Origin of the sequence: Lachnoanaerobaculum sp. Marseille-Q4761 (assembly GCF_017565785.1) — a bacterium.
Classification (GTDB): Bacteria; Bacillota; Clostridia; order Lachnospirales; family Lachnospiraceae; genus Lachnoanaerobaculum.
In genome coordinates this window covers 1,149,569-1,172,647 of sequence record NZ_JAGEKB010000001.1, presented here as the reverse complement: position 1 = coordinate 1,172,647, position 23,079 = coordinate 1,149,569, and the positions used below count along the sequence as shown (strand labels likewise).

The 23,079-nt window shown below is 37.8% G+C and carries 26 protein-coding genes; 4 read left to right on the top strand and 22 right to left on the bottom strand.

Annotated features, from left to right (window positions below; translation table 11 throughout):
• Positions 1 to 18: 18 nt before the first annotated feature.
• The 10 genes from J4O15_RS05400 to lepB all read right to left on the bottom strand — a co-directional run bounded on the left by J4O15_RS05400 (position 19) and on the right by lepB (position 9,189).
• Positions 19 to 1,809: a glycosidase gene (locus tag J4O15_RS05400; protein ID WP_208099965.1), complete on the bottom strand. Its 1,791-nt coding sequence runs from the start codon at positions 1,807 to 1,809 to the stop codon at positions 19 to 21.
• Positions 1,810 to 1,834: 25 nt separating this feature from the next.
• The gene (locus J4O15_RS05395) at positions 1,835 to 2,623 is read right to left on the bottom strand and encodes an exodeoxyribonuclease III (protein WP_208099964.1); all 789 of its coding nucleotides are present in this window, start codon (positions 2,621 to 2,623) and stop codon (positions 1,835 to 1,837) included.
• A complete protein-coding gene (locus tag J4O15_RS05390; protein ID WP_208099963.1) occupies positions 2,604 to 4,241 on the bottom strand; it encodes an ABC-F family ATP-binding cassette domain-containing protein in 1,638 nt (545 codons plus the stop codon). The genes J4O15_RS05395 and J4O15_RS05390 overlap by 20 nt, the downstream gene beginning before the upstream one ends.
• A gap of 2 nt (positions 4,242 to 4,243) precedes the next feature.
• Entirely contained in the window at positions 4,244 to 5,527 is a 1,284-nt protein-coding gene (locus tag J4O15_RS05385; RefSeq protein WP_208099962.1) for a PLP-dependent aminotransferase family protein, read from the bottom strand.
• A 10-nt stretch (positions 5,528 to 5,537) separates the two neighbouring features.
• Positions 5,538 to 5,846: a hypothetical protein gene (locus tag J4O15_RS05380; protein ID WP_009219317.1), complete on the bottom strand. Its 309-nt coding sequence runs from the start codon at positions 5,844 to 5,846 to the stop codon at positions 5,538 to 5,540.
• Positions 5,847 to 5,916: 70 nt separating this feature from the next.
• Complete coding sequence (gene pgeF / locus J4O15_RS05375) at positions 5,917 to 6,774, bottom strand: peptidoglycan editing factor PgeF (protein WP_208099961.1); 858 nt, start codon at positions 6,772 to 6,774, stop codon at positions 5,917 to 5,919.
• Entirely contained in the window at positions 6,771 to 7,112 is a 342-nt protein-coding gene (locus J4O15_RS05370) for a YraN family protein (RefSeq protein WP_009219315.1), read from the bottom strand. Before J4O15_RS05370 ends, pgeF begins: the two co-directional genes overlap by 4 nt.
• Positions 7,105 to 7,749, bottom strand: coding sequence for a ribonuclease HII (locus J4O15_RS05365; protein ID WP_208099960.1), 645 nt, complete (start codon positions 7,747 to 7,749; stop codon positions 7,105 to 7,107). Before J4O15_RS05365 ends, J4O15_RS05370 begins: the two co-directional genes overlap by 8 nt.
• 45 nt (positions 7,750 to 7,794) lie before the next feature.
• The gene (gene ylqF, locus J4O15_RS05360) at positions 7,795 to 8,637 is read right to left on the bottom strand and encodes a ribosome biogenesis GTPase YlqF (protein ID WP_208099959.1); all 843 of its coding nucleotides are present in this window, start codon (positions 8,635 to 8,637) and stop codon (positions 7,795 to 7,797) included.
• A gap of 21 nt (positions 8,638 to 8,658) precedes the next feature.
• On the bottom strand, positions 8,659 to 9,189 hold the full coding sequence (gene lepB / locus J4O15_RS05355) for a signal peptidase I (RefSeq protein ID WP_009219312.1): 531 nt from the start codon (positions 9,187 to 9,189) through the stop codon (positions 8,659 to 8,661).
• Positions 9,190 to 9,259: 70 nt separating this feature from the next.
• Between lepB and fumC the strand changes: the two genes are divergently transcribed.
• Together fumC and J4O15_RS05345 are read left to right on the top strand one after the other, a co-directional pair.
• Positions 9,260 to 10,624, top strand: a complete 1,365-nt coding sequence (gene fumC / locus J4O15_RS05350; protein WP_208099958.1) for a class II fumarate hydratase — start codon at positions 9,260 to 9,262, stop codon at positions 10,622 to 10,624.
• A 15-nt stretch (positions 10,625 to 10,639) separates the two neighbouring features.
• On the top strand, positions 10,640 to 12,007 hold the full coding sequence (locus J4O15_RS05345; RefSeq protein ID WP_208099957.1) for an MATE family efflux transporter: 1,368 nt from the start codon (positions 10,640 to 10,642) through the stop codon (positions 12,005 to 12,007).
• A gap of 102 nt (positions 12,008 to 12,109) precedes the next feature.
• On the opposite strand, the gene J4O15_RS05340 is transcribed toward J4O15_RS05345, so the two are convergent.
• From J4O15_RS05340 to J4O15_RS05330, 3 genes are all read right to left on the bottom strand, one after another.
• Positions 12,110 to 12,823, bottom strand: a complete 714-nt coding sequence (locus tag J4O15_RS05340; RefSeq protein ID WP_009219309.1) for a GTP pyrophosphokinase — start codon at positions 12,821 to 12,823, stop codon at positions 12,110 to 12,112.
• Positions 12,824 to 12,875: 52 nt separating this feature from the next.
• The gene (locus J4O15_RS05335) at positions 12,876 to 13,646 is read right to left on the bottom strand and encodes an Mrp/NBP35 family ATP-binding protein (RefSeq protein WP_208099956.1); all 771 of its coding nucleotides are present in this window, start codon (positions 13,644 to 13,646) and stop codon (positions 12,876 to 12,878) included.
• 156 nt (positions 13,647 to 13,802) lie between these two features.
• Complete coding sequence (locus J4O15_RS05330; RefSeq protein WP_208099955.1) at positions 13,803 to 17,261, bottom strand: DNA polymerase III subunit alpha; 3,459 nt, start codon at positions 17,259 to 17,261, stop codon at positions 13,803 to 13,805.
• 180 nt (positions 17,262 to 17,441) lie between these two features.
• On the opposite strand from J4O15_RS05330, the gene J4O15_RS05325 reads away from it, so the two are divergent.
• Both J4O15_RS05325 and J4O15_RS05320 read left to right on the top strand, forming a co-directional pair.
• Complete coding sequence (locus tag J4O15_RS05325) at positions 17,442 to 17,705, top strand: type II toxin-antitoxin system RelB/DinJ family antitoxin (protein WP_208099954.1); 264 nt, start codon at positions 17,442 to 17,444, stop codon at positions 17,703 to 17,705.
• A 4-nt stretch (positions 17,706 to 17,709) separates the two neighbouring features.
• Positions 17,710 to 17,973 carry a Txe/YoeB family addiction module toxin gene (locus J4O15_RS05320; protein ID WP_009219305.1) on the top strand — a complete coding sequence of 88 codons (264 nt, stop codon included), beginning with the start codon at positions 17,710 to 17,712 and terminating at the stop codon, positions 17,971 to 17,973.
• 75 nt (positions 17,974 to 18,048) lie between these two features.
• On the opposite strand, the gene J4O15_RS05315 is transcribed toward J4O15_RS05320, so the two are convergent.
• From J4O15_RS05315 to J4O15_RS05275, 9 genes are all read right to left on the bottom strand, one after another.
• Entirely contained in the window at positions 18,049 to 18,588 is a 540-nt protein-coding gene (locus tag J4O15_RS05315; protein WP_009219304.1) for a hypothetical protein, read from the bottom strand.
• Complete coding sequence (locus tag J4O15_RS05310; RefSeq protein ID WP_009219303.1) at positions 18,566 to 18,796, bottom strand: DUF3791 domain-containing protein; 231 nt, start codon at positions 18,794 to 18,796, stop codon at positions 18,566 to 18,568. The genes J4O15_RS05315 and J4O15_RS05310 overlap by 23 nt, the downstream gene beginning before the upstream one ends.
• Complete coding sequence (locus tag J4O15_RS16140; protein WP_279545433.1) at positions 18,793 to 18,915, bottom strand: hypothetical protein; 123 nt, start codon at positions 18,913 to 18,915, stop codon at positions 18,793 to 18,795. The genes J4O15_RS05310 and J4O15_RS16140 overlap by 4 nt, the downstream gene beginning before the upstream one ends.
• Entirely contained in the window at positions 18,912 to 19,148 is a 237-nt protein-coding gene (locus J4O15_RS05300) for a DUF3791 domain-containing protein (protein ID WP_009219302.1), read from the bottom strand. Before J4O15_RS05300 ends, J4O15_RS16140 begins: the two co-directional genes overlap by 4 nt.
• Before the next feature lie 7 nt (positions 19,149 to 19,155).
• Complete coding sequence (locus J4O15_RS05295; RefSeq protein WP_009219301.1) at positions 19,156 to 19,737, bottom strand: rhomboid family intramembrane serine protease; 582 nt, start codon at positions 19,735 to 19,737, stop codon at positions 19,156 to 19,158.
• 50 nt (positions 19,738 to 19,787) lie between these two features.
• Complete coding sequence (locus J4O15_RS05290; protein WP_009219300.1) at positions 19,788 to 20,234, bottom strand: DUF1934 domain-containing protein; 447 nt, start codon at positions 20,232 to 20,234, stop codon at positions 19,788 to 19,790.
• Positions 20,235 to 20,529: 295 nt separating this feature from the next.
• Positions 20,530 to 21,333: a glutamate racemase gene (gene murI / locus J4O15_RS05285; RefSeq protein WP_009219299.1), complete on the bottom strand. Its 804-nt coding sequence runs from the start codon at positions 21,331 to 21,333 to the stop codon at positions 20,530 to 20,532.
• A 7-nt stretch (positions 21,334 to 21,340) separates the two neighbouring features.
• Positions 21,341 to 22,390 carry a D-alanine--D-alanine ligase family protein gene (locus tag J4O15_RS05280; RefSeq protein WP_208099953.1) on the bottom strand — a complete coding sequence of 350 codons (1,050 nt, stop codon included), beginning with the start codon at positions 22,388 to 22,390 and terminating at the stop codon, positions 21,341 to 21,343.
• Positions 22,390 to 23,070: a GntR family transcriptional regulator gene (locus tag J4O15_RS05275; protein ID WP_009219297.1), complete on the bottom strand. Its 681-nt coding sequence runs from the start codon at positions 23,068 to 23,070 to the stop codon at positions 22,390 to 22,392. The genes J4O15_RS05280 and J4O15_RS05275 overlap by 1 nt, the downstream gene beginning before the upstream one ends.
• Positions 23,071 to 23,079 lie beyond the last annotated feature (9 nt).

Here is a 23,079-nt window from a genome sequence, read left to right as displayed (position 1 = left end):
TCCGACATAATTTTAAAATCATCTGCTTTTTGCCGCCTTTAAAGCCTCTTTGCCAATCAATGCAATGCAACTTCTGCCCTCCACCATTATCTTTCTTTGATTTTCAATCATTTGTGCTTCGGTCTTAAATGCTGCATTTATATCATTTGTATCTATCATTATATGCCAGGCATTACCTCTTTTTATAGTCGGCAGTGAAAATTCATGTCTGTCCCAATGCATATTTAAAATAATATATACATCATTTTCACCCTCTATAAGTATTCCCATCTGCCTGTTATAGTATTCAAAATCCGGTTTCCACACCTGCATGCCGTGAATGGATGTTTTTTGCCCTCCGCTTATATACTGTTTTCTAAATTCGAGCATGGACTTTACAAATCCAAGAAACTCTTTATTTTTATTTACCAGTTTCCAATTAAAATAGCTCAGTTCATTGTCCTGACAATATGTATTATTATTTCCGTTTTTTGACTGTAATATCTCATCCGAGCTGCATATACATGGTACATCCTTAGATATCATCAACATAAAAACGGCATTTAAATACATTCTTTTTCTTAAGTTAAGTACCTGTAATTTTTTGGTATCTCCCTCAAAGCCGCAGTTCCATGAAAAATTCATATTTGTGCCGTCGGCATTGTCTTCACCATTGTTCTCATTATGCTTATAATCATATCTATATATATCCGCAAATGAAAATCCGTTTATATCCGCAATAAAATTCAAATATCCGCTTTTATCACTTAATACCCCGGAGACAAAGGGAACCATTCCCTCATCACCTTTTAGATATTTTCTTATATTATTCATATACTCATAGTTCATAGATATGATATTTTTGTCTTTATTATCATATATCTTATTTGTAAAGATAAATTTGCTGTCAAGAAGATAAGGATCTTTTACAATATCCTCGCAGTAATCAATTCCCGTAATATGAAATCCGTCTATATGATATTCCAGCTTCCAGTATCTGAGTACATCTATTATATAGCTGATACTTTTTTTATCAAAGAAAAATTCCTGTATTACCCCGATACCCGCCTCATGTAATGCCTTAACCATTAACTTGTATTCATTTACAGGATTTCTGTGCTTTCTTGTCGCAAAGCTTGCTTTAGGGGCAAAGTTAAGACTGTTTGCATAGCCCCAGTAGTTAATCCTTATATTTTCCTGTTTTTCTTTTTTCTCCTTATCAAAAAGAGAAATCCAACTTCCGGACACTCTTATAAATTCATCAAACTCCGTAGCAGGCATTATATCTACAAAATCCACACCCAAATCTTTTAGATAGTCAATCTTACTTATAAGTCCTTTAAATGTGCCCTTATCCACCACCTTGGAGCTGTTTGCCTTGGTAAATCCCCTTATATGAAGTCTGTAGATAAAAGAATCTTCAAGCTTTTTGCTGACAGGTATCTTAGCGTTTTCATAATCATTATCCCAGTCAAAATCGCTTATATATACCGGACTTCTTCTCGGGTTGTCAATCAAAGCTGTTTTACCGAAACTGTCTCTTCCCGAAAAACATTTGCCGTATTCATCTGCAAAAACACCTTTTTCATCTTCCAGTGCATATTCATAGTTCTTTTTTAGATGTGTATTTACCTCTAAAAACCATACATCCCCTATACGGGCTTCTATAGGAAATTCTATTCTTAATGCCGCTTCTTTTTCATTTCTTTCATAAAGGTTTAAATAAAGGCTTTTGCATTTTCTTATAACCTTTATACAAAAATAAGAGGGCGTCACAGTCATACCAAGTGGATAAGAATAACTTCTACCTTTCTCTTTCTGAACTACCATAACGCACCTCCTTTAAGTTATATATTTATATTTCAATATCCAGTTCTACCGGACAATGGTCTGAACCTAAGATATCACTGTGAATCTTAGCTTCCTTTATTCTATCTTTTAATTTATCAGATACTATAAAATAGTCAATACGCCAACCGACATTTTTGGCTCTGGCACCGCCCATATAGGACCACCATGAATAAGCACCTTCTTTATCGGGATACAGAACTCTAAAGCTGTCTGCAAATCCGGAGGAGAGAACTATATCCATCTTGCCTCTTTCCTCATCCGTAAATCCGGCATTTTTTCTGTTTGTCTTTGGATTTTTTAAGTCTATCTCTTTATGAGCAACATTTAAATCACCGCAGAATATCACAGGCTTTTTTTCTTCAAGCTTTAATACATAATCAAGGAAAGCATCCTCCCAAGTCATTCTGTAATCAAGTCTTGTAAGCCCTCTTTGAGAGTTTGGAGTATAGCAAGTAATCAGATAAAAATCATCATACTCGGCTGTAATCACTCTGCCCTCATTATCATGCTCCTCTATTCCGATACCGTAAGTCACACCTATCGGCTTATCTTTAGTAAATACGGCTACACCTGAATATCCTTTTTTAGCCGCATAGTTCCAGTAATCATAATACCCCGGCAAATCAAGCTCTATTTGACCTTCTGAAAGCTTTGACTCCTGTATACAGAAAATATCCGCATCAATATCTCTGAAGAAATCTAAAAAGCCCTTTGTAACAGCAGCTCTGAGTCCGTTGACATTCCATGAAATCATTTTCTTTGTCTTAGCCATATCAATCATCACTCTCTTCATCTGCCGAAACTGTATAAGTAAATCTCTTTCTTGCCATCTCATCAGAATCAAGATATTCATCATAGGTGGTTATCTTATCTATAAGACTTCCATTGATAATCTCCATAATTCTATTGGCTGTGGTCTGCACCACCTGATGGTCTCTGGATGAGAATATAAGCACTCCCTTGAACTTTTCAAGTCCGGTATTAAGTGCTGTAATAGACTCCATATCAAGGTGGTCTGTAGGCTCATCAAGTATAAGCACATTTGCTCCGCTTATCATAAGCTTTGAGAGCATGCAGCGAACCTTCTCACCTCCTGAGAGTACATTTACTTTCTTTACTCCGTCTTCACCTGCAAAAAGCATTCTTCCAAGGAAACCTCTTACATAGGTGGCATCCTTTATCTCGGAATATCCTGTAAGCCAGTCAACTATTGTTTCATCACCTGAGAAATCCTTTGTATTATCCTTTGGGAAATAGCTCTGTGTGGTGGTAAGTCCCCATTTATAGCTTCCGCTGTCAGGCTCCATCTCTCCTGCAAGAATTTTAAACAGCACGGTCTTTGCCTTCTCATTGGGCCCTACAAGCGCCACCTTATCCTCTCTGTTTATTACAAAGCTGATATTATCAAGCACCTTTTCACCGTCAATGGTCTTTGAAAGATTCTCCACCGTAAGAACTTCATTACCGATTTCTCTTGAAGGTCTGAAATCAATATATGGATATTTTCTTGATGAAGGTTTGATATCGTCAAGCTCTATCTTTTCCAAGGCTCTCTTTCTGGATGTTGCCTGCTTTGACTTTGAAGCATTTGCAGAGAATCTTTGTATAAACTCCTGCAATTCCTTTATCTTTTCTTCTTTCTTTCTGTTGGCTTCCTTCATCTGGCGAACCATAAGCTGGCTGGACTCATACCAGAAATCATAGTTTCCGGCATAGAGCTGTATCTTGCCATAGTCGATATCCGCAATCATTGTACAGACTTTATTAAGGAAATATCTGTCATGTGATACCACTATAATAGTGTTCTCAAAGTTTATAAGGAACTCTTCAAGCCACGCAATAGCATCCAAATCCAAATGGTTTGTAGGCTCGTCAAGTAAGAGTATACCAGGATTACCAAAGAGTGCCTTTGCAAGAAGCACCTTTACCTTAAGGTTTGAAGGCATATCACCCATCAATGTATAGTGATACTCCGTATCCACACCAAGTCCGTTCAGTACGGATGCGGCATCGGATTCAGCCTCCCAGCCGTTCATATTGGCAAACTCACCTTCAAGCTCCGCCGCCTTTATACCGTCTTCCTCGGTAAAGTCGGGCTTTGCATATATTGCATCTTTTTCCTTCATTATCTCATACAGTCTTGCATTTCCCATAATTACGGTATCAAGAACAGTATATGTATCGTATTTGAAATGATCCTGCTCCAGGAAAGAAAGTCTCTCTCCCGGTGTCATTACAATCTCACCGTTTGTAGGCTCTATCTGTCCTGAAAGTATCTTAAGAAATGTAGACTTTCCTGCGCCGTTTGCACCTATCAGTCCGTAACAGTTGCCCGGTGTAAATTTTATATTAACATCTTCAAAAAGGGCTTTCTTCCCTAATCTGAGGGTTATTCCATTTGCACTTATCATTATTATTCTCCTAAGAGTTTATCCACTGCTGCCATCTTTGTACATAGACACAGGAGCTTTGCAGCAATCTCCAGGTCGGCTACAGGCGGGAATGACGGAGCAATACGAATATTTTTATCATGAGGATCATTTCCTCCCGGGAATGTAGCTCCCGCACCTGTCATTACAACTCCTGCCTTTTTACATTTTAATACAACTTCTTTTGCACAGCCGTCCATAGTATCAAATGAGATAAAATATCCGCCCTTTGGCTTTGTCCAGCTTGCTATTCCAAGTCCGCCAAGCTCATTTTCCAAAGTATCTATTACCATCTCAAACTTAGGTCTGAGTGAATCGGCATGCCTTTTCATATGCTCTACCATACCGTGGATATCTTTAAAATATCTCACATGTCTTAACTGATTTACCTTATCATGTCCTATAGTCTGCATCATAAGCTGTCTTTTTATATCCTCAAGATTATTATATGATGTTGCGAGTGCCGCAATACCTGAACCCGGGAATGTAACCTTTGATGTAGAAGCAAATTTATATACAAGATCCGGATTTCCTGCTCTCTTACATTCAGCCAAAATCTCTATCAAATGATCCTGATCCAGATCATAGAGATGGTGAATTGTATATGCATTATCCCAATAAATTCTAAAATCTTTAGCCGCCGGCTTTAATCTGGCAAATCTTCTTACCACCTCATCAGAGTATGAGTTTCCTGTAGGATTTGAGTACTTCGGTACACACCAGATTCCCTTTACGGATTCATCCTTTTGTACAAGCTCTTCTATAAGATCCATATCAGGTCCGCTCTCAAGCATAGGAACACTTACATTCTCAAATCCGAAATACTCGGTAATTGCAAAATGTCTGTCATATCCCGGTACTATACAGAGGAATTTCACCTTATCAAGCTTACACCATGGTGTTGAACCCATTACACCATGTGTATATGATCTTGAAATACAATCATACATTACATTCAAACTTGAGTTTCCGTATATGATAAGATTGTCCGCCGGAACCTCCATCATATCTCCCATAAGCTCCTTTGCCTCCGGGATACCGTCAAGTACGCCGTAGTTTCTACAGTCTGAACCGTTCTCACTCATAAGGTCCTTATCTGATGAGAGCACATCCATAAGTCCCATAGATATATCAAGCTGCTCCTGTGAAGGCTTTCCTCTACTCATATCAAGCTTTAAATCTCTGTTTTGCATTGCCTTGTATTCAGCTTTCAGGCTTTTTTTCAGTTCCAGCAGCTCCTCTTTTGTCAATTCCGCATATGGTTTCATTGTTTTCTCCTTATACCTGCTTATTACCTATTTCTTCAAGCTTTGCCTTTAACTCATCCAACTTTTGCTGACTCTTTAATATCTTTGTTCTTTGGTCAAACACCAATTCATCTTCTCTTAACAAATCATTGGCTGTCACATACTCCCCAATAACCATTTTGTAGGACTTTATAATATCTTCTTCTATTTTTATGTCTCTTTTCAGCTTTGTGATATCTGCAAGTTCCTTACCCTTGTTCAAAGCTGATTGTGCTATCTTCTGTCCTTCTTCCTTCGCAATACTTCCATATATGCTCAACTTCTTGAAAAAATCTTCCATATAGCCTCCTTTATTCAAATATAAACAGTATAATTACTTTATCCATTTTTAGCAAGTCTAAGGCGCTAAATTATTTCAAAGCCAAAAAAGCTGCCAGATTGCCCCTTATTTCTCCCATTATTCTGTGAGAGTATAAAAGATTCGGATTACATGCGGTACAAATATTTGAGGTGAATATATTTTCTTTTAATACTCCGGCATCCTCCAATACTTTTTCATTGGCTTTCCAAAGCGATAATCTGAAATGCTCTTTTCCGTCTTCCCTAAAAAAGCTCTCCACATCCTCTTTACCGAAGCTTTTTAAAAACTCCTCATATACATCCCCACTTACCTGATAACAATCCTGACAAATTCCCGGTCCTATGCATGCAATTACATCCTTTGAATCGGTTCCGAAATTTTTTGACATTTCCTCTAGCATAATGGCAGCCATCTTTTTAGAAGTGCCTCTCCAGCCCGAATGTGCCAGCCCTATAACATTTTTTTCTTTATCATAAAAATAAAGGGGGATACAGTCTGCAAAAAAAGCTCCTAAGGTAATTCCCCTTTCATTAGTTATAAGTCCGTCAATATTTCTGTAATCTCTTTCATACAGTACACCCTTACCCATATCACTTTTATCCACCAATCTTACATTGGTGGAATGCTCCTGATATGATAAAACAAAGCTGTTTTCGGCAACCCCCAGAGCCTTTGCCATCCTTTTATAATTTTCAAGTACTCCCTCTTTATTATCAGGCTCTCTGCTGAAACTAAGATTCATATATGCATAGGGACCTTCACTTACACCGCCTATCCTTGTAGAAAATCCCTGTATCAATTCACTGTATTTTTCCAGTGCATCAAATGAAAAATACTCCACACCGTTATCCGCTTTTTTCAGGTTTAAAATATTTTTATCATTCTTTTTTATTATTTTTATTTTCAATAAAATGCTCCTTTTACCCAGTCTATTCTATCTCCTATTATACCGATACAATCAAATCTTACCATGGCTCCATAATAATGTTTTTCGTTCAGATAATACCTTGCAAGTTTTTTTATTCTTTCCCGTTTAAAATATCCTATAGACTCGAGCGGATATCCGAAACTTTCATTTTTTCTGTATTTTACTTCTATAAACAAAAGTATATTGCCCTCTTTACCTATAATATCTATCTCACCGAAACGGTTTTGGTAGTTTCTTTCAAGTATATTAACTCCCATGCTCTCAAGATATTTTGCCGCCTTTATCTCTCCTGTTTTTCCTATTTCACGCTTATTCACTTACAAAATTTCCTATAAATGATTTTCTATGTATCTCACAGGGACCATATTCTTTTAATGCCGCTATATGAGCTGCCGTACCATAGCCTTTATTTGAGGCGAACCCGTATTCAGGATAGATTTTATCATACTCAGCCATAAGCCTGTCTCTGGTGACCTTTGCAATTATACTTGCAGCCGCTATATTTACGCTTTTGGCATCACCTTTTACTATGCCCACCTGCCTTATATCAATTCCCGGAATATGTATTGCATCCACAAGTAAAATATCGGGGCAGGTACTTAGGGCATTTATCGCCTCTCTCATTGCCTCATAAGTTGCCTGTAATATATTTATCTCATCTATAAGAGTATTTGAGGCAATGCCTATACCATAAGCAATGGCATTTTGTTTTATTTCATCAAATAAAACATCCCTTCTTTTTTCAGTGACCTTTTTTGAATCATTTAAAAAAGGAAGGAATATATCCTTTGGCAAAATCACTGCGGCAGCCACCACAGGTCCTGCCAGCGGTCCCCTGCCTGCCTCATCAAGCCCTGCAATATATGCCAGCTCACTGTATTTATTTTCAAATTCACGCATGCCCTCAAGCCTTACTCTCTCAAGGGCAAGCTTTTCTTCACTTATTTTTCTCATTCCTATCTCCATCAGGCATATTTGCGCTTTTAACTTCTCTATACTTTACTGCGGCATTTGAAGTGTCACTCTGCCAAGCTTTCCCGTTCTGAACTCATTGACAAATATACCTGCCGCCTTATCATAGTCAAGCTCATTTCCCTTTTTGGTACAACCTCTGATTTGCGCTATTTTTATCAAAATATCATTTTCATTATCGGTTTCCCGGATCTCAAATCTCTCTTTTAAAACTTCCGGTTTATTTTTTATAAACCATTTGATAAGTTCAAGCCCCAGTTCTCTTATATCTATTATCATATCATTGATGGAGCCGATAAATGCAATCATCTCGCCCACATTTTCATCTTCAAACTTCGGCCAAAGTATACCCGGAGTGTCTAAAAGCTCCACCTGACCTTTTAACTTTATCCATTGATTGCCCTTTGTAACCCCCGGTTTATTGCCCGTCTTTGCCATAGCCCTGCCTGATACCGAATTTATAAGTGTGGACTTGCCGACATTTGGGATACCTGCCACCATTGCTCTGACAGGTCGATTTTTTATACCCCTCTTTGCATCTCTTTCACGCTTTTCCTTAGAGACATTTTCTATAGCCTTGATAAGTGCATTGACTCCGTTTTTCTTTCTGGAATCCATAAACATACACTCATAGCCCTGCTCCTTATAATAATTTGCCCATCTGTTATTGGCATTCTCATCCGCTAAATCCGCCTTGTTTAATATAATAATTCTTGACTTGGCTGCACCCAGTTCCATAATTTCCGGATTTCTTGTAGCCTCCGGAGCCCTTGCATCCGTCATCTCTATAATAATATCCACCAGTTTTATGGCATCTGACATCGCACGCTTTGCCTTGGTCATATGCCCCGGGTACCATTGTATCTTCATAAACTATCCTTTCATCAGATCTTATTTTATAAGACCTATTCTTTTTACAGGCAATACTCTAACCCATATCTTACCCATAATCGTATCCTCTACCACATTGCCTATTGTCGAGGCTCTGGAATCCTCACTTCCCACTCTGTTATCTCCAAGTACGAAGTATTCATTTGCCATCAGCTTTATCTCATCCGCCGCCAGACCTCCTGAGGATGCCTCATAAAATCTGTCAAGCGCTTCACCGTTTATGTATACTGTTCCGTCAATTATGCTTACACTCTCGCCCGGCAAACCTATAACTCTTCTGATACATACTCTTCCGTCCGTATTTTTAAAGGCTATCACATCATATCTTTGAGGTTTTGCAAATGTATATGACGCCTTATTTATAAGCACGGCTTCTCCCTGCTCTATCTGCGGTGACATGGATTGTCCTACCATATAAGTTCTTGCTCCGAATATAAATACCACAAACCATGCCAATGCAAGTATCACCGCCAATTGCATCAATGTGTCCAGTATTATCAAAAATTTGGATTCTTGTCTTTTTATTTTCATTTATTTCCCTGTTTTTTTATTTTGTTTTTTGTTAAACTGATTATATCATAAATGATGTTAGGAGAAAACTATGGAATATCGTATAGAGCATGACTCTATGGGCAGTATTAAAGTACCTGTAGACAAGTATTATGGTGCTCAGACAGCAAGAAGTCTCTCAAACTTTAAAATCGGTACTGAAAAAATTCCACCGGAGGTTATAAGGGCATTTGCCTACCTGAAGGCTGCCTGTGCCTCTACCAATCTTGAACTTGGCAAATTAAAAAAGGATAAGGCTGATATCATAAATACAGTTTGCAAGGAAATACTTGACGGCAGGCTGGATGAGCATTTCCCTCTGTCCGTATGGCAAACCGGCAGCGGCACTCAGAGCAATATGAATGTTAATGAGGTAATCACAAACAGGGGAAATGAAATACTGGGTAAAAAGCTTTTACACCCCAATGATGATGTAAATATGTCACAAAGTTCCAATGACACCTTTCCGGCTGCAATGCATATAGCGGCGGTGATTGAAATAAAGGATAAATTATTGCCGTCTTTAAATAAGCTTATACTTGAATTTAAAAGACTGGAAGAGGAAAATACCGGAATAGTAAAATCCGGAAGAACACATTTGCAGGATGCCACTCCTATCGCATTTTCACAGGAAATCAGCGGCTGGAGATCCTCTCTTGAAAATAATTACAAACAGATAGAATGCTCTCTTCTTTTCATTAAAAAGCTGGCACTGGGAGCTACCGCAGTCGGCACAGGATTAAATGCCCCAAAGGACTTTGATACTCTGGTGGCAAAAAATATTTCAAAGCTTACAGGTAAGGAATTTGTCACCGACAGCAATAAATTCCATGCTCTAAGCTCAAAATCCGAACTTGTCTTTACTCATGGTGCACTCTCCTCTCTTTCCGGAGATCTTATGAAGATTGCCAATGATATAAGATGGCTTGCAAGCGGTCCAAGATGTGGTCTTGGAGAAATCTTTATACCTGAAAATGAGCCGGGAAGTTCCATAATGCCCGGCAAGGTAAATCCTACACAATGTGAATCTTTGACCATGGTTTGTGTTCAGGTGATGTCCAATAATATGGCTGTAAATATGGCATCAAGCCAAGGTAATTTTGAGCTGAATGTATTTATGCCTGTACTTATTTACAACTTCCTTCAGTCGGTAAAACTATTATCCGAAGGTATGGACTCTTTTAGAACTCATTGTGTCTGCGGTATAAGAGCAAATAAATCAAAGATGCATGAAAATTTATATAATTCATTGATGCTTGTAACTGCTATAAGTCCTTATATAGGCTATGAAAATGCCGCAAAGGTGGCAAAGCTTGCGTATGAAAAAAATATTTCACTAAAAGAGGCTGCACTTATTATGAATCTTATGACGGAAGAAAAGTTTGACGAGGTGTTTAAGCCCGAAGAAATGATATAATCAGAAAGGATCTTTATGGAACGAACTAAGAAGCTGGATATGACCAAGGGGAATATCACCTTCCAACTTTTACAATTCTTCTTCCCCATACTCCTTGGTACATTCTTTCAACAATTATACAATACGGCGGATGCCGTTATTGTAGGACAAAATGTAGGAAAAATCGGACTTGCGGCGGTAGGAGGCACTACAAGTACACTTATCAATCTTTTTATAGGTATATTTGTAGGTCTATCCTCAGGCTTCAGTGTAATTATCTCACAGCACTATGGAGCAAAAAACAATAAACTTGTCAGCGCCTGCGTACATACCGCCCTTGCCTTCTCCCTTATAGTGGGCATTGTAGTGAGTATATTCGGTGCAATCTTTTCCAAATTTATGCTCGCAAATATGAATGTGCCCGAAAATATGATGCAAATGGCGTTGCCCTATCTGCAAATATATTTCCTGGGGCTTGCGCCGAATCTTATCTACAATATGGGTGCCGGGCTTCTCCGTGCGGTGGGTGATTCAAAAACTCCGCTTATATTTCTTGTGATAAGCTGCTTTGTAAATATTGTGCTTGATATTGTTCTTATACAGCATATGGATATGGGTGTTACAGGTGCCGCAATAGCCACCGTTGCATCACAAATAGTAAGCGCTGTTTTGGTAATAATAGTACTTTGTCGCAGAGATGATGCCTTAAAGCTTAGATTAAACAGCCTACATATAAATTTTTATGAGCTGAAGAAGATGGTCAGCATCGGTACTGCGGCGGCAATGCAATCCGCTATGTATACTATTGCAAATATACTTATTCAAGCCTCTATCAACAGCCTCGGCACAGATACCATAGCCGCCTTTACAGCCTATGGTAAGATAGATACACTTTTCTTTATGACCATACAATCTCTCGGTATTTCAGTCACCACCTTTACAGGTCAAAACTACGGCTATGGAAATAAGGAAAGGGTAAAAAAGGGTATAATATACGGAATGATTTTGTCGGTTATCGTTACAGGTATAGTTATGCTCTTATTAAAGCTCTTTGGCAGAAGCATTTATACTTTATTTACACAGGATGAAAATGTATTAAATATAGGTACTCAGATGCTTAACTTTATGGTCGTGGCTTTTCCGGCATATATCATTATAGAAATATTTTCAGGTTCTCTCAGGGGAATCGGTGACAGCTGGATACCTATGATTATTACAGCCAGCGGCGTGTGCATACTTAGAATATTATGGATACTTGCAATAGTGCCTAAATACCCGAATATATTTACAATACTTTGGGCTTACCCCATTTCATGGGTGACAACCAGTATTTTATTTTTGATATATATGTTCGGATTCAGTAAGATGAAGGCGTGGATAAAATTAAATATGTATTTTAATTAATGCAAATATTTATGAAATCTATGATGTCTGATAAATATATTTAATAAAAAAAGCTGCAGCTTAGTCTCATAACACACTAAGCTACAGCTTTTTATGCTCTTATTATCTGGGTTTTCTTATCTCTATACCTCTTGACTCGATGCTCTTTCTTATATTCAGCATTTGCTGATCCGTATTTGCTATCACATCGGCACATTCTCTAAGCTGCCTTTCCACATCATCCGAATCAATAAATTCCTTTTTATACTTTAACTGATGATCAAGACTTGCCCAAAAATCCATCGCAATAGTTCTTATCTGTACTTCCACCCTCATAGGCTGCTTTTTCTCCGAGAAAAATACAGGTATCTCAATGATAAGATGATATGAACGATATCCGTTTTCCTTAGGCTTTTTTATATAATCCTTTATGGCGATAAGCTTTACATCATCCTGTCTTGTAAGCATATTTGCCACCTCATAGATATCATCTAAAAAGGCACAAATAACTCTGATTCCCGCAACATCATCCAAATTATTTACTATTGATTCAAGTGTCAGCGGCAATCCTCGCCTTTTCAGCTTTTCTACAATGCTTTGCGGCTTTTTCACTCTGGATTTTATCACCTCTATCGGATTTCTCCTGTTTTTTACCGACAATTCATCATTTAAAACTTCAAGTTTGGTCTTTACTTCCCTGATAGCACAGGTATACATCATCATTGCCTCTTGAAATCTTTGTGCCATTTCATGCATCTCTTCCGGTATTTGTACGAGATCCGGAACCTGTACAATGGACTGATCCAACTCATTATTGGGGTTATTTGATATATACATAAGATCTCCACTTCTTTTGCATATCCGGAGTCAAACACTCCGGTAAAAATATTTATTTTAAAATATAATCCGCCGCCTCATCAAACCATGGCGCTTCCACATATTCCACAAGACCTGCATCCACCTGCCTTGCCACCTCTGGATCTATAGGAAGCTTTGCAAGTACCTTTAAATCCTCTTTTTTTGCTATCTCATCAATATGGCTTTTTCCAAATATCTCATGTCTGCTTCCACAGTCCGGACATTCAAAATAGCTCATATTCTCCACAAGACCGAGTATAGGTATATTCATCTTTTTTGCCATATTTACAGCCTTCGTAACAATCATTGATACCAACTCCTGAGGACTTGTAACTATTATTATTCCGTCTACAGGTATTGACTGGAATACTGTAAGAGGAACATCACCGGTACCCGGAGGCATATCCACAAACATATAGTCAATATTGTTCCATACCGTATCCTTCCAAAATTGCTTTACAACTCCCGCTATTACAGGGCCTCTCCATATAACCGGATCCGTCTCATTTTCCAAGATAAGATTGGTACTTACCACATTGATTCCCGTATTTGTAACCGCAGGAATCATAAGCTCATCATAGGTCACTCCCAGCTTTCCGCTAAGTCCGAATGCCTTAGGTATTGAGGGACCTGTGATATCGGCATCTATAATACCTACTCTATAGCCCTTTGACATCGCTTTTACAGCCATCAAAGATGTCACAAGGCTCTTACCTACACCTCCCTTTCCCGATACTATACCTATTACTTTATTTACACTGCTTTGAGGGTCAAGCTCTTCCCTGAATTCATTATTTGCCATATTAAAACCACATAGACCGACAGTCTATGATTCCCTTTCTTACTTAAGTATATTTGATAACAAATCACTATATATAATATGTTATCACAATACTGATTATACTAAAATTATCAAGAATTTTCTATGCGTTTCGTTACATATATCATTGTTTTTATATTATATTTTTTCCACTATTTTTACATTCTCATATCCAAGTCTCTCCTCCAAAATCCGAGCCGCTTCATCTGCCGGCACACCCCATTCACCGCCAAGTTCTTTTTTTGCTCTTTCTTTTTTCAGATAAATAATTACACTGTCATTTCCGGTTAAATTACCTATATCCGCCAGCAGATTTCCAAGGTCATCCTCATAGGCATCCTTATCGCTGTACTGTATCCAAAGTTCCTTTTTTACTCTGCCAAATTCTCTCACACTGTCTACAATCAGCTTTCCCTCTTCTTCTCCCGAGGTGTCCACTCTACCCTTTACAAAGACCTTGCCTCCCTCTATCAACTCACTTCCGTATTTTTCAAATGCCTTAGGAAAAATTACAAGCTCTATTCTGCCATATAAATCCTCCAAGGTACATATTGCCATCATATCGCCTTTTTTTGTAAATCTTTTATTTACCTCTACAAGCAATCCTCCTACCGCAAGCTTCCTGCCTGATTCCAGCAAGATATTTCCGCTCTCGTCCGGATAAAAGTCTATACTTCTTGCATCGCAATGTTTTTCAAGCAGTGAAATATATTCTTCCAAAGGATGTCCGCTGACATACATGCCGAGGACTTCCATCTCATATTTTAAAAGTTCCTCCTTCGGATACTCCTCTATATGTATCATATCCGAAACAAAGTTGTCCCTTTCCTCTTCGCTCACCACATCAAAAAATGATATCTGTCCCGGAATACTTGCCTTGCTCTCCTTTGATTTTTTATCTATAAAAAGCTCCGCATTTAAAATCTTTTCATGCCTGTTGCCCTCCATACCGTCCAGTGCACCCGCCTTTATAAAGCTTTCAATACTTCTTTTATTCAGATCCTTTTGAGGAAGTCTGTTGATAAAATTTTCCAAGGTAAGATATTTGCCGTTCATCATTCTCTCCCTTACAAGAGAATCAGCCACAGCCTTTCCCACTCCCTTTATGGTGGCAAGTCCGAATCTTATTCCGTCTTTATCCACACTGAAAGCTCCTTCTCCAAGATTTACATCAGGCGGTAAGATCTTTATTCCCATATCCATCAAACTCCCTATATATTCGGCAAGTTTAGCTGGATTATCACTTACCGAGGTGAGTGAAGCCGCCATAAACTCTTTAGGATAATAGTATTTTAGATATGCTGTCTGATATGAGATTACCGCGTAGCATGCAGCATGAGATTTATTAAAGGCATAGCTGGCAAAATCGATCATTTCATCAAAAATTCTATTTGCCACCTGCTCCTCTATGCCGTTATTTATACAGCCCTTAATGTCCTTTTCTTCATTTCCGTATATGAAGTTTTTTCTCTCCATCTCCATAATATGGGCTTTTTTCTTACTCATGGCACGACGAACCTCATCACTACCGCCCATGGTATATCCTGCAAGATCGCGCACTATCTGCATTACCTGCTCCTGATATACTATACAGCCATAGGTAGGCTCAAGTATGGAAACAAGCTGTGGAGAGTCATAGCTTACCTTATCCTTTGAGTTCTTACCTGCAATATATTTTGGGATAAAATCCATAGGTCCCGGTCGATACAGTGAAATACCCGCAATAATATCCTCAAGATTTTCAGGTTTTAACCTTTTCATAAAGCTTTGCATTCCGGCGCTCTCCAGCTGGAATACGGCATCCGTTTTTCCTGTGGATATAAACTCATAGACTTTTTTATCATCATAGTCAATAGTGTTTAAATCAAGGTCAATATTATAGTTTTTCTTTACCATTGCCAGAGTATTTTGAAGTACCGTAAGTGTACGAAGCCCCAAAAAATCCATCTTTAAAAGACCTAGTTCTTCCAAGGTTGTCATTGTAAACTGTGTTGTAATTGCATCATCCACTCCAAGTGCAAGCGGCACATATTCATCCACAGCCTTTTTTGATATAACCACCCCTGCCGCATGTATACTTGCATGTCTTGGCAAACCTTCCAGTTTTAAGCTGTAGTCTATAAGCTCATGCACCACCTCATCACTGTCATAGAGCTCTTTTAATTCCTTATTTCTTTCAAGAGCAAGTTCCAATGTGATATCCTTATCTCTTGGTATCATCTTTGCAATACTGTCACATCTGGCATACGGAATCTCCATAGCCCTTCCCACATCTCGAATAACACCCCTTGCCTGCAATGTACCGAAGGTGATTATCTGACAAACTCTTTCACTGCCGTATTTATTTACCACATAATCAATAACTTCAGAGCGCCTTTCATCCGCAAAGTCCACATCTATATCGGGCATGGATACTCTCTCCGGATTTAAAAATCTCTCAAAAATAAGATTGTACTTTATAGGATCAATATCCGTGATTCCAAGACAATAAGATACCACACTTCCGGCTGCCGAGCCTCTTCCCGGTCCTACGGAAATACCCTTGCCTCTTGCATAATTTATATAATCCCAAACTATTAAAAAATAGTCTATATAGCCCATTTTTTCAATTACACCAAGCTCATAATACATTCTGCTCTTTATATCTTCTCTGTTTGGATAGTCTGCAGAATAGTTTCTTTCAAAACCGCTCTGACAAAGGCTCTCTAAATACTCCTTTGCCGACATATTATCCGGTACAGGGTATTCGGGCAGCTTGGTTTCACCGAATTTTATTTCGACCTCACACATATCCGCTATCTTTGCCGTGTTTTCAATAGCCTCCGGAGCATATGGAAAGAGTGCCTTCATCTCATCCTCCGATTTTAAGAAAAATTGACCTCCCTCATATCTCATCCTGTCGGAATCCGATACCGTCTTACTTGTCTGTATGCAAAGCAATATATCATGTGCCATTGCATCCTCGGCATTTATATAGTGAATATCATTGGTTGCAACAAGAGGTATCTCAAGCTCCTTGCCTATTTTTACCAATACCTGATTTACAAACTTTTGCTCGGGTATGCCATGATTTTGAAGTTCCAGATAAAAGGAGTCTTCACCGAATAAATCCTTGTATTTTTTTGCAACCTTTCTTGCCTCGTCCTCTCTGCCCCTTGATATAAGCTTTGGAATCTCACCTGCCAGACAGGCGGAAAGAGCTATTATACCCTCATGGTATTTTTCTAAAAGTTCAAAATCTATCCTCGGCTTATAATAAAAACCCTCCGTAAAGCCTTTTGAAACTATCTTTGTCAGATTTTCATAACCCTCATTGTTTTTTGCAAGTAAAATAAGGTGATAATATCTGTCACCCTGCTTTGTCTGCTTTTCAAATCTTGATGCCGGGCTTACATAGACCTCGCATCCAAGTATCGGCTTGATACCGTTTGCCTTTGCCTCTTTATAAAAATCTATGACTCCATACATCACCCCATGGTCGGTGATTGCAAGTGATGTCATATTGAGTTCCTTTGCACGCCTTATTATCTCTTTTATTTTACAGGAGCCGTCAAGCAATGAATATCCTGTATGTACATGTAAATGTGTAAAAGACATAGTTCTCCTTTTTTAATCAATACTTGTTATATTATATCATATTTTTTAAGTACAGCGAGTATATATAATATTGATATGGATTTTATTTTGATATTTTGCAATGTATTATATGGTATAATGCTTGTATTTTTCTTTACAAATGCTATACTATGTTTAATGATATAAGAAAGGAGAAGTTTTATGGCACAGACTGTTAATGTAAACTTTCGTCTGGATGAGGTGGATAAAAAAAGAATGGAAAATGTTTGTAATGAGCTTGGACTTTCTATGAGTGCAGCCTTTACAATATTTGCCAAAAAGGTTGGAAGAGAGCATCGTATACCTTTTGAAATTTCTGTAGATCCGTTTTATTCGGAGAATAATCTAAGGTATTTGGAAGAAAAGCTTGAAAACTACAAAGCCGGTAAGCTTAAACTTGTCGAACATGAATTGATAGAGGATTGATGTTATGGCAAGAACACTACAGTGGGATTTTGATGCATGGGAAGACTATCTTTATTGGCAAAGCTATGATAAAAAAATCTTGAAACGGATAAATCAACTTATTAAGGATATAATTAGAAATCCTTTTGACGGCATAGGAAAACCCGAACCTTTAAAAAAGAATTTAGCAGGTTTGTGGAGCAGACGAATAGATGATGAACATAGAATTGTGTATATTATAGAATCAGATGTCATTATAATTCTATCCTGCCGTGGACATTATAATTAATATAAAGGGAGATATCACAAAGTATAAGGATTTTGTGATATCTCCCTTTTAAACAATTGTCCAACTATAAATAATCTATTTGCAGCAATCATGCTTTCCGTTAAGATTCCTGTGCGCATATAAAAGCACATCATTGTCCACGCTGTTAAATTCAATAAAGCATATATCTTCTATATCAATTTTTATTTTATCATAAACTTTCGCATTGGATATATCTACACATTCCATATCTACAGATACAGCATCTGATCCTGAAATAAAGCCTGTATACATATCATCTTCCGAATTTATCATAATAGATGCTATGCTTTTACTTGAAATTATATATTCGAGAATATTTCTGATAGATATTTCACCGTCCAAATCTTTCATAGATACCGTTTTTATCTCTTTATCCTTCCAGTAATCTATATATAATTTCATTTTGGCTAAATATTCCGTACCTGCAAGACATGCGCTTATTATTTCCTTTTTAAAAGCATAAATCCCCGCTTCTCTTCCCTGATCATCAAAAGCTTTAAATATACAGATACCGGCATTTTGGTATAGTAAATATCCTACGCTAAAACTCTCATCATCAGTCGTATATATTTCATATAACTTCCCTATTTCCATATTCCCCTCTGTATTCTCTCTCTAAATCCTCGGTCAAGTATTCGTCACTCATGCAGTGCATATCTGAAATCCCCTCGCTCATAAGTTCGTATGTAAATGAGTGATAAAAAAAGTTTAGTGCTTCATCTAATGAGATATTTTGGTTTTTTGCAAACTTTTCTATAATACGAGCATATTTTTTTTGCAATAAAATAGGATTTGCATTCATATTGTTTCACTTCCTTCAAAAAACAAACTATTATCCAATGCTTCTTTTGTCCTAAAACATATCTGTAGATTCGGCTTTTCATACCTTAGGCGTCTTATAGCCTCTTTTTTATCTATCAAACCGTCAGCCCTCGTTTCCTCATCACATCCAAAATATCTTCCACTATATAATCCTTGCCTTGGGTATGTAATACATCATATACCGGCACTATATAGCTGTTTAATATATCGCTGTTTTCTGTAAGCATACGATATACCTCACCTCCATCCTTTCCAATTTTCTCTGCGATGCCTTCTATACAAAATAACACATATTCTAAAACTTCAATATTATCTATTCTTTCTCTCTCCATACGCCTGCTAATATCGATTCATCTTGCCCTTATTCATTATATATCCAAGGAATGCTCCGACGATACCTCCCAGTATATGTGTCAGATTGGATATATTATCCTGCATAAAAAAGCCCTGATAAATCTGATCACCTATATATAAGATTGCAACCAGTATAAATGTAACCGGTATTCTTCCCTCTTTAAAACCTGCAAAGGATGAAAGAAGTATAAAGGCAAATACTACACCGCTGGCACCAAGCAATCTGGTATATGGGAAAACAAGAAAATGCACCAAACCTGTCACCAATGCGGTTGCCAAAATAACAAAAAGTATATTCGGTGAACCGTATTTTTCTTCAAGCATCGGACCGATTACAAGTATAAGCATTATATTCCCAAGAAAATGATCCAGGTTTGCATGCCCCAGTATATGCCCGAAAAATCTGATATATGTGAAGGGATTTATAAGGGATGATCTGTATACACTGAATAACAGTCTTGTGGAAAATCCTCCTGTAATATTGTCCACCACAAATACTATAAAGCTCAAAATAACAAAACCCAAAATAACGGGTGAGTTAAATGAAATTTGCAATTTTTTATCCATATTTTCTCCTTTGTTTAGGTTTTCCTAACTCATTTTAAAAAAAGGGTGGTTCAACCACCCTTATTGTCTACTCTATCCACCGCCTCAACAATATGAATTCGCATCTTCGAATTCGATGCCCTGTCTCCCTCTATATAGAGTATATATTCAACATAGACATTTATCTCTTCCTCACTCATATCAATAAGAAGGAGCTTTGTCTCCGTTTCCATATCCAATCTTCCAAAGGGAGTGTCATATATTGTTTTGTATCTTGTATTATTGGCGAATACCATCCTTGAATTCACCACACCCTCTTTGATAATTTCAACCCTGTTCTTCTTTACTATTATTGTATTAAGGATAATTTCATCAAAACCTTGGGCTTCTTCCACGTAAGTTATCTTATGTATATCACCATCTATATAGTGATTTCCTGAAATATTTACGGCAATAGGATCATTCTCATCATACCTTAAATGAGAGCCGCTAATCTCAATATCTACAAATTCTTTCATAATCTTCTACCTTAAAACCATAGTAGAAGCCGCTATGCGGTCTCTACCCAACCCTAAGCTACCACCGGTTGTTATGCAAATATCAAGTTTAAAATAAAAGAATGATAGTTTACTAGAAAAATGTATCTCCCCACTATTCTATATAAAATAACCTTAAATAAAAAACTGATAACTATGCTCAACAAAGAATGCCTGTCTGCGTTGTGTATACTTTTGTCCAGCCAATACGATTTGTATGCATTCTGCAAAGCTTTAAATGTTTTTTAGTTGTAACAATACTACCTTTTTAATACTGCTAGAATTCTTCTATATTGACTATGCCCGCCTTTTTTACTATACCGGGCATAATAGAAGATGCAAAATCACTAAATCTTTCCGCCATGTCACTAACATAAAAGTCGTGAAAAATCCCGCCATCTTTTGTGGCACACAGATTTTTTTGCTCCAACAAAGATTTCAATTCCTTCGCGGTTTCATATGCGGGATTCACAAGGGAAACCCCCTCTCCCATAATCCTTCCAAATGTTTTATACAGTAAAGGATAATGAGTACATCCCAATACCAGACTGTCAATATGTCTGCTTTTTAATTCACTAACATATCTTGAAATAATCTCATCAGTAACTCTGTCATTTATGAGTCCGTCCTCCACTAATGGAACAAGCAGCGGACATGCCTTTTGTATTACCTCAAGTTCATTATTTATATCCTGAATAGTCTTTTTATATATACCACTGGATATAGTACCTTCAGTTCCGACAACGCCAATCCTTCCTACTTTTGTAGTTTTGATGGCAGTGACCGCCCCTGCATGTATAACTCCCATTATAGGTATATCAATCTCTGTCTTCAATATGTCTAGAGCAAAAGCACTCGCGGTATTACACGCAATCACAATAGCTTTTACATTTTTTGTCTGTAAAAATTTTACAATCTGTCGGGAATATTTGATAATAGTGTCCCCGGACTTCGAGCCATAGGGAACTCTTGCTGTATCGCCAAAATAAACAGTACTCTCATCCGGCATTTGAGCCACTATTTCTTTTGCTACCGTAAGTCCTCCTACCCCCGAATCAAATATCCCTATAGGTAAATTCAAGGAAAAATCACCTTCTCTCAAAAGCTAATTCAATAAGTCTGTCAACAAGTTCTTTTTTGCCGATACCTGCCGCCTCAAATAACATAGGATACATACTTATTGCGGTAAATCCGGGCATTGTATTTATTTCATTAAATACAATCTCTCCGTCTTCCTTTGCAAAGAAGTCAACTCTGGAAAGTCCGAAACCGTCCAATGCTGTAAAAATCTTTTTTGCACACTCCGGAAGTTTTTCTCTTACACCGTTTGGAAGTTGCGAATCCAGTAAAGTGAGTGAATCCAGTTTATATTTTGCATCATAATCATAAAATGTTGCCGCCGACTTTATCTCACCGACTCCGCTTGCCATTACTTCTCCCGGTCTGCCGAGCACTCCGCATTCCACCTCATGCCCTACTATGGTTTCCTCCACAAGGACTTTTCTGTCATGGTTTAATGCTTCAAGTATTCCTCTCTCAAGTTCTTCTCTGTTTGAAGCTTTTGACACTCCCTTGGAAGAACCTGCATTTGAGGGCTTAACAAACACAGGATAGTCAAACCTGTCCTCTATTCTTTTTACTACTCTTTTAAAATCCTCCCTAACCTCATAGTCAATAACCGGCTCATAATCCGCCTGTTTTATACCAAGTTTATCTACTACCAATTTTGTGTAAAGCTTGTCCATGCCGACAGCACTCGCAAGCACTCCACATCCTACATAGGGAATACCGGAAAGCTCTAAAAGTCCTTGAATGGTTCCGTCTTCTCCAAAGAGTCCATGCAATACGGGGAACACCACATCCACATGTACTTCTTTATACTCCCCATCTATTTCTACTATTATACACTTTTTTATCGCATCTGGCAAAATATATGCATTAATTTTTGAATTTATCCAACTGCCGTCTTCCATAGACGCTATGCTGTCTACCTTAAGCCATTTACCTGTCTTTGTAATACCGATAAGAATAAGCTCATATTTACTCTCATCCACCTGTTTTGAAATATTGGTTGCAGAGATTACAGATATCTCATGTTCAGAGGACTGACCTCCGAAAACTATCGCTAATTTCCTCATTACTTTGTAGGTGTTTCCTTGATTTTCTTGGAAACATTGACCTCCTGATTATTTATATGCTCCGCAATGATTCTCTTAGCTTCAGACTTATCTCTACTCTTTAATGCCTTCAATATCATTTCATGCTCATTCATGAGCTGATTTCTTGTAGATTCCGCCTTTACATATTCCAGTCTGTAACGATACATCTGTTCGCGTAGATTATTTATCATCTGCACCAGTTTATCATTGCCTGTGCTTGTAAATATTATATCATGAAATTTCTCATCTGCACGTGCAATATCAATAATATCTTTATTTTCTATTGAATCTACAAATTCTCTCTCCGCCTGTTCAAGTTCATCCAGCTCTACATCTGTAATCTTTGTGCAGGAAATCTCTATTGCAAGCTCCTCAAGTGCCCTTCTTACCTCCAAAGTATCCCTTAGATTCTTTTCGGTAATTCCTGCCACTTCTGCGCCCTTTCTTGGAATCATAAGTACAAGCCCCTCAAGCTCAAGCATTCTGATTGCCTCTCTTATAGGTGTTCTTGATACTCCGAGCTTTTTTGCCAATGCTATCTCCATCAATCTTTCGCCCGGTTGTAATTCTCCCCTCAAAATTGCCTGCCTGAGTGTTTTAAAAACCACATCTCTTAAAGGCATATACTCATCTATATCCGCATGTGAAAAATCTGTCATTTTAACCTC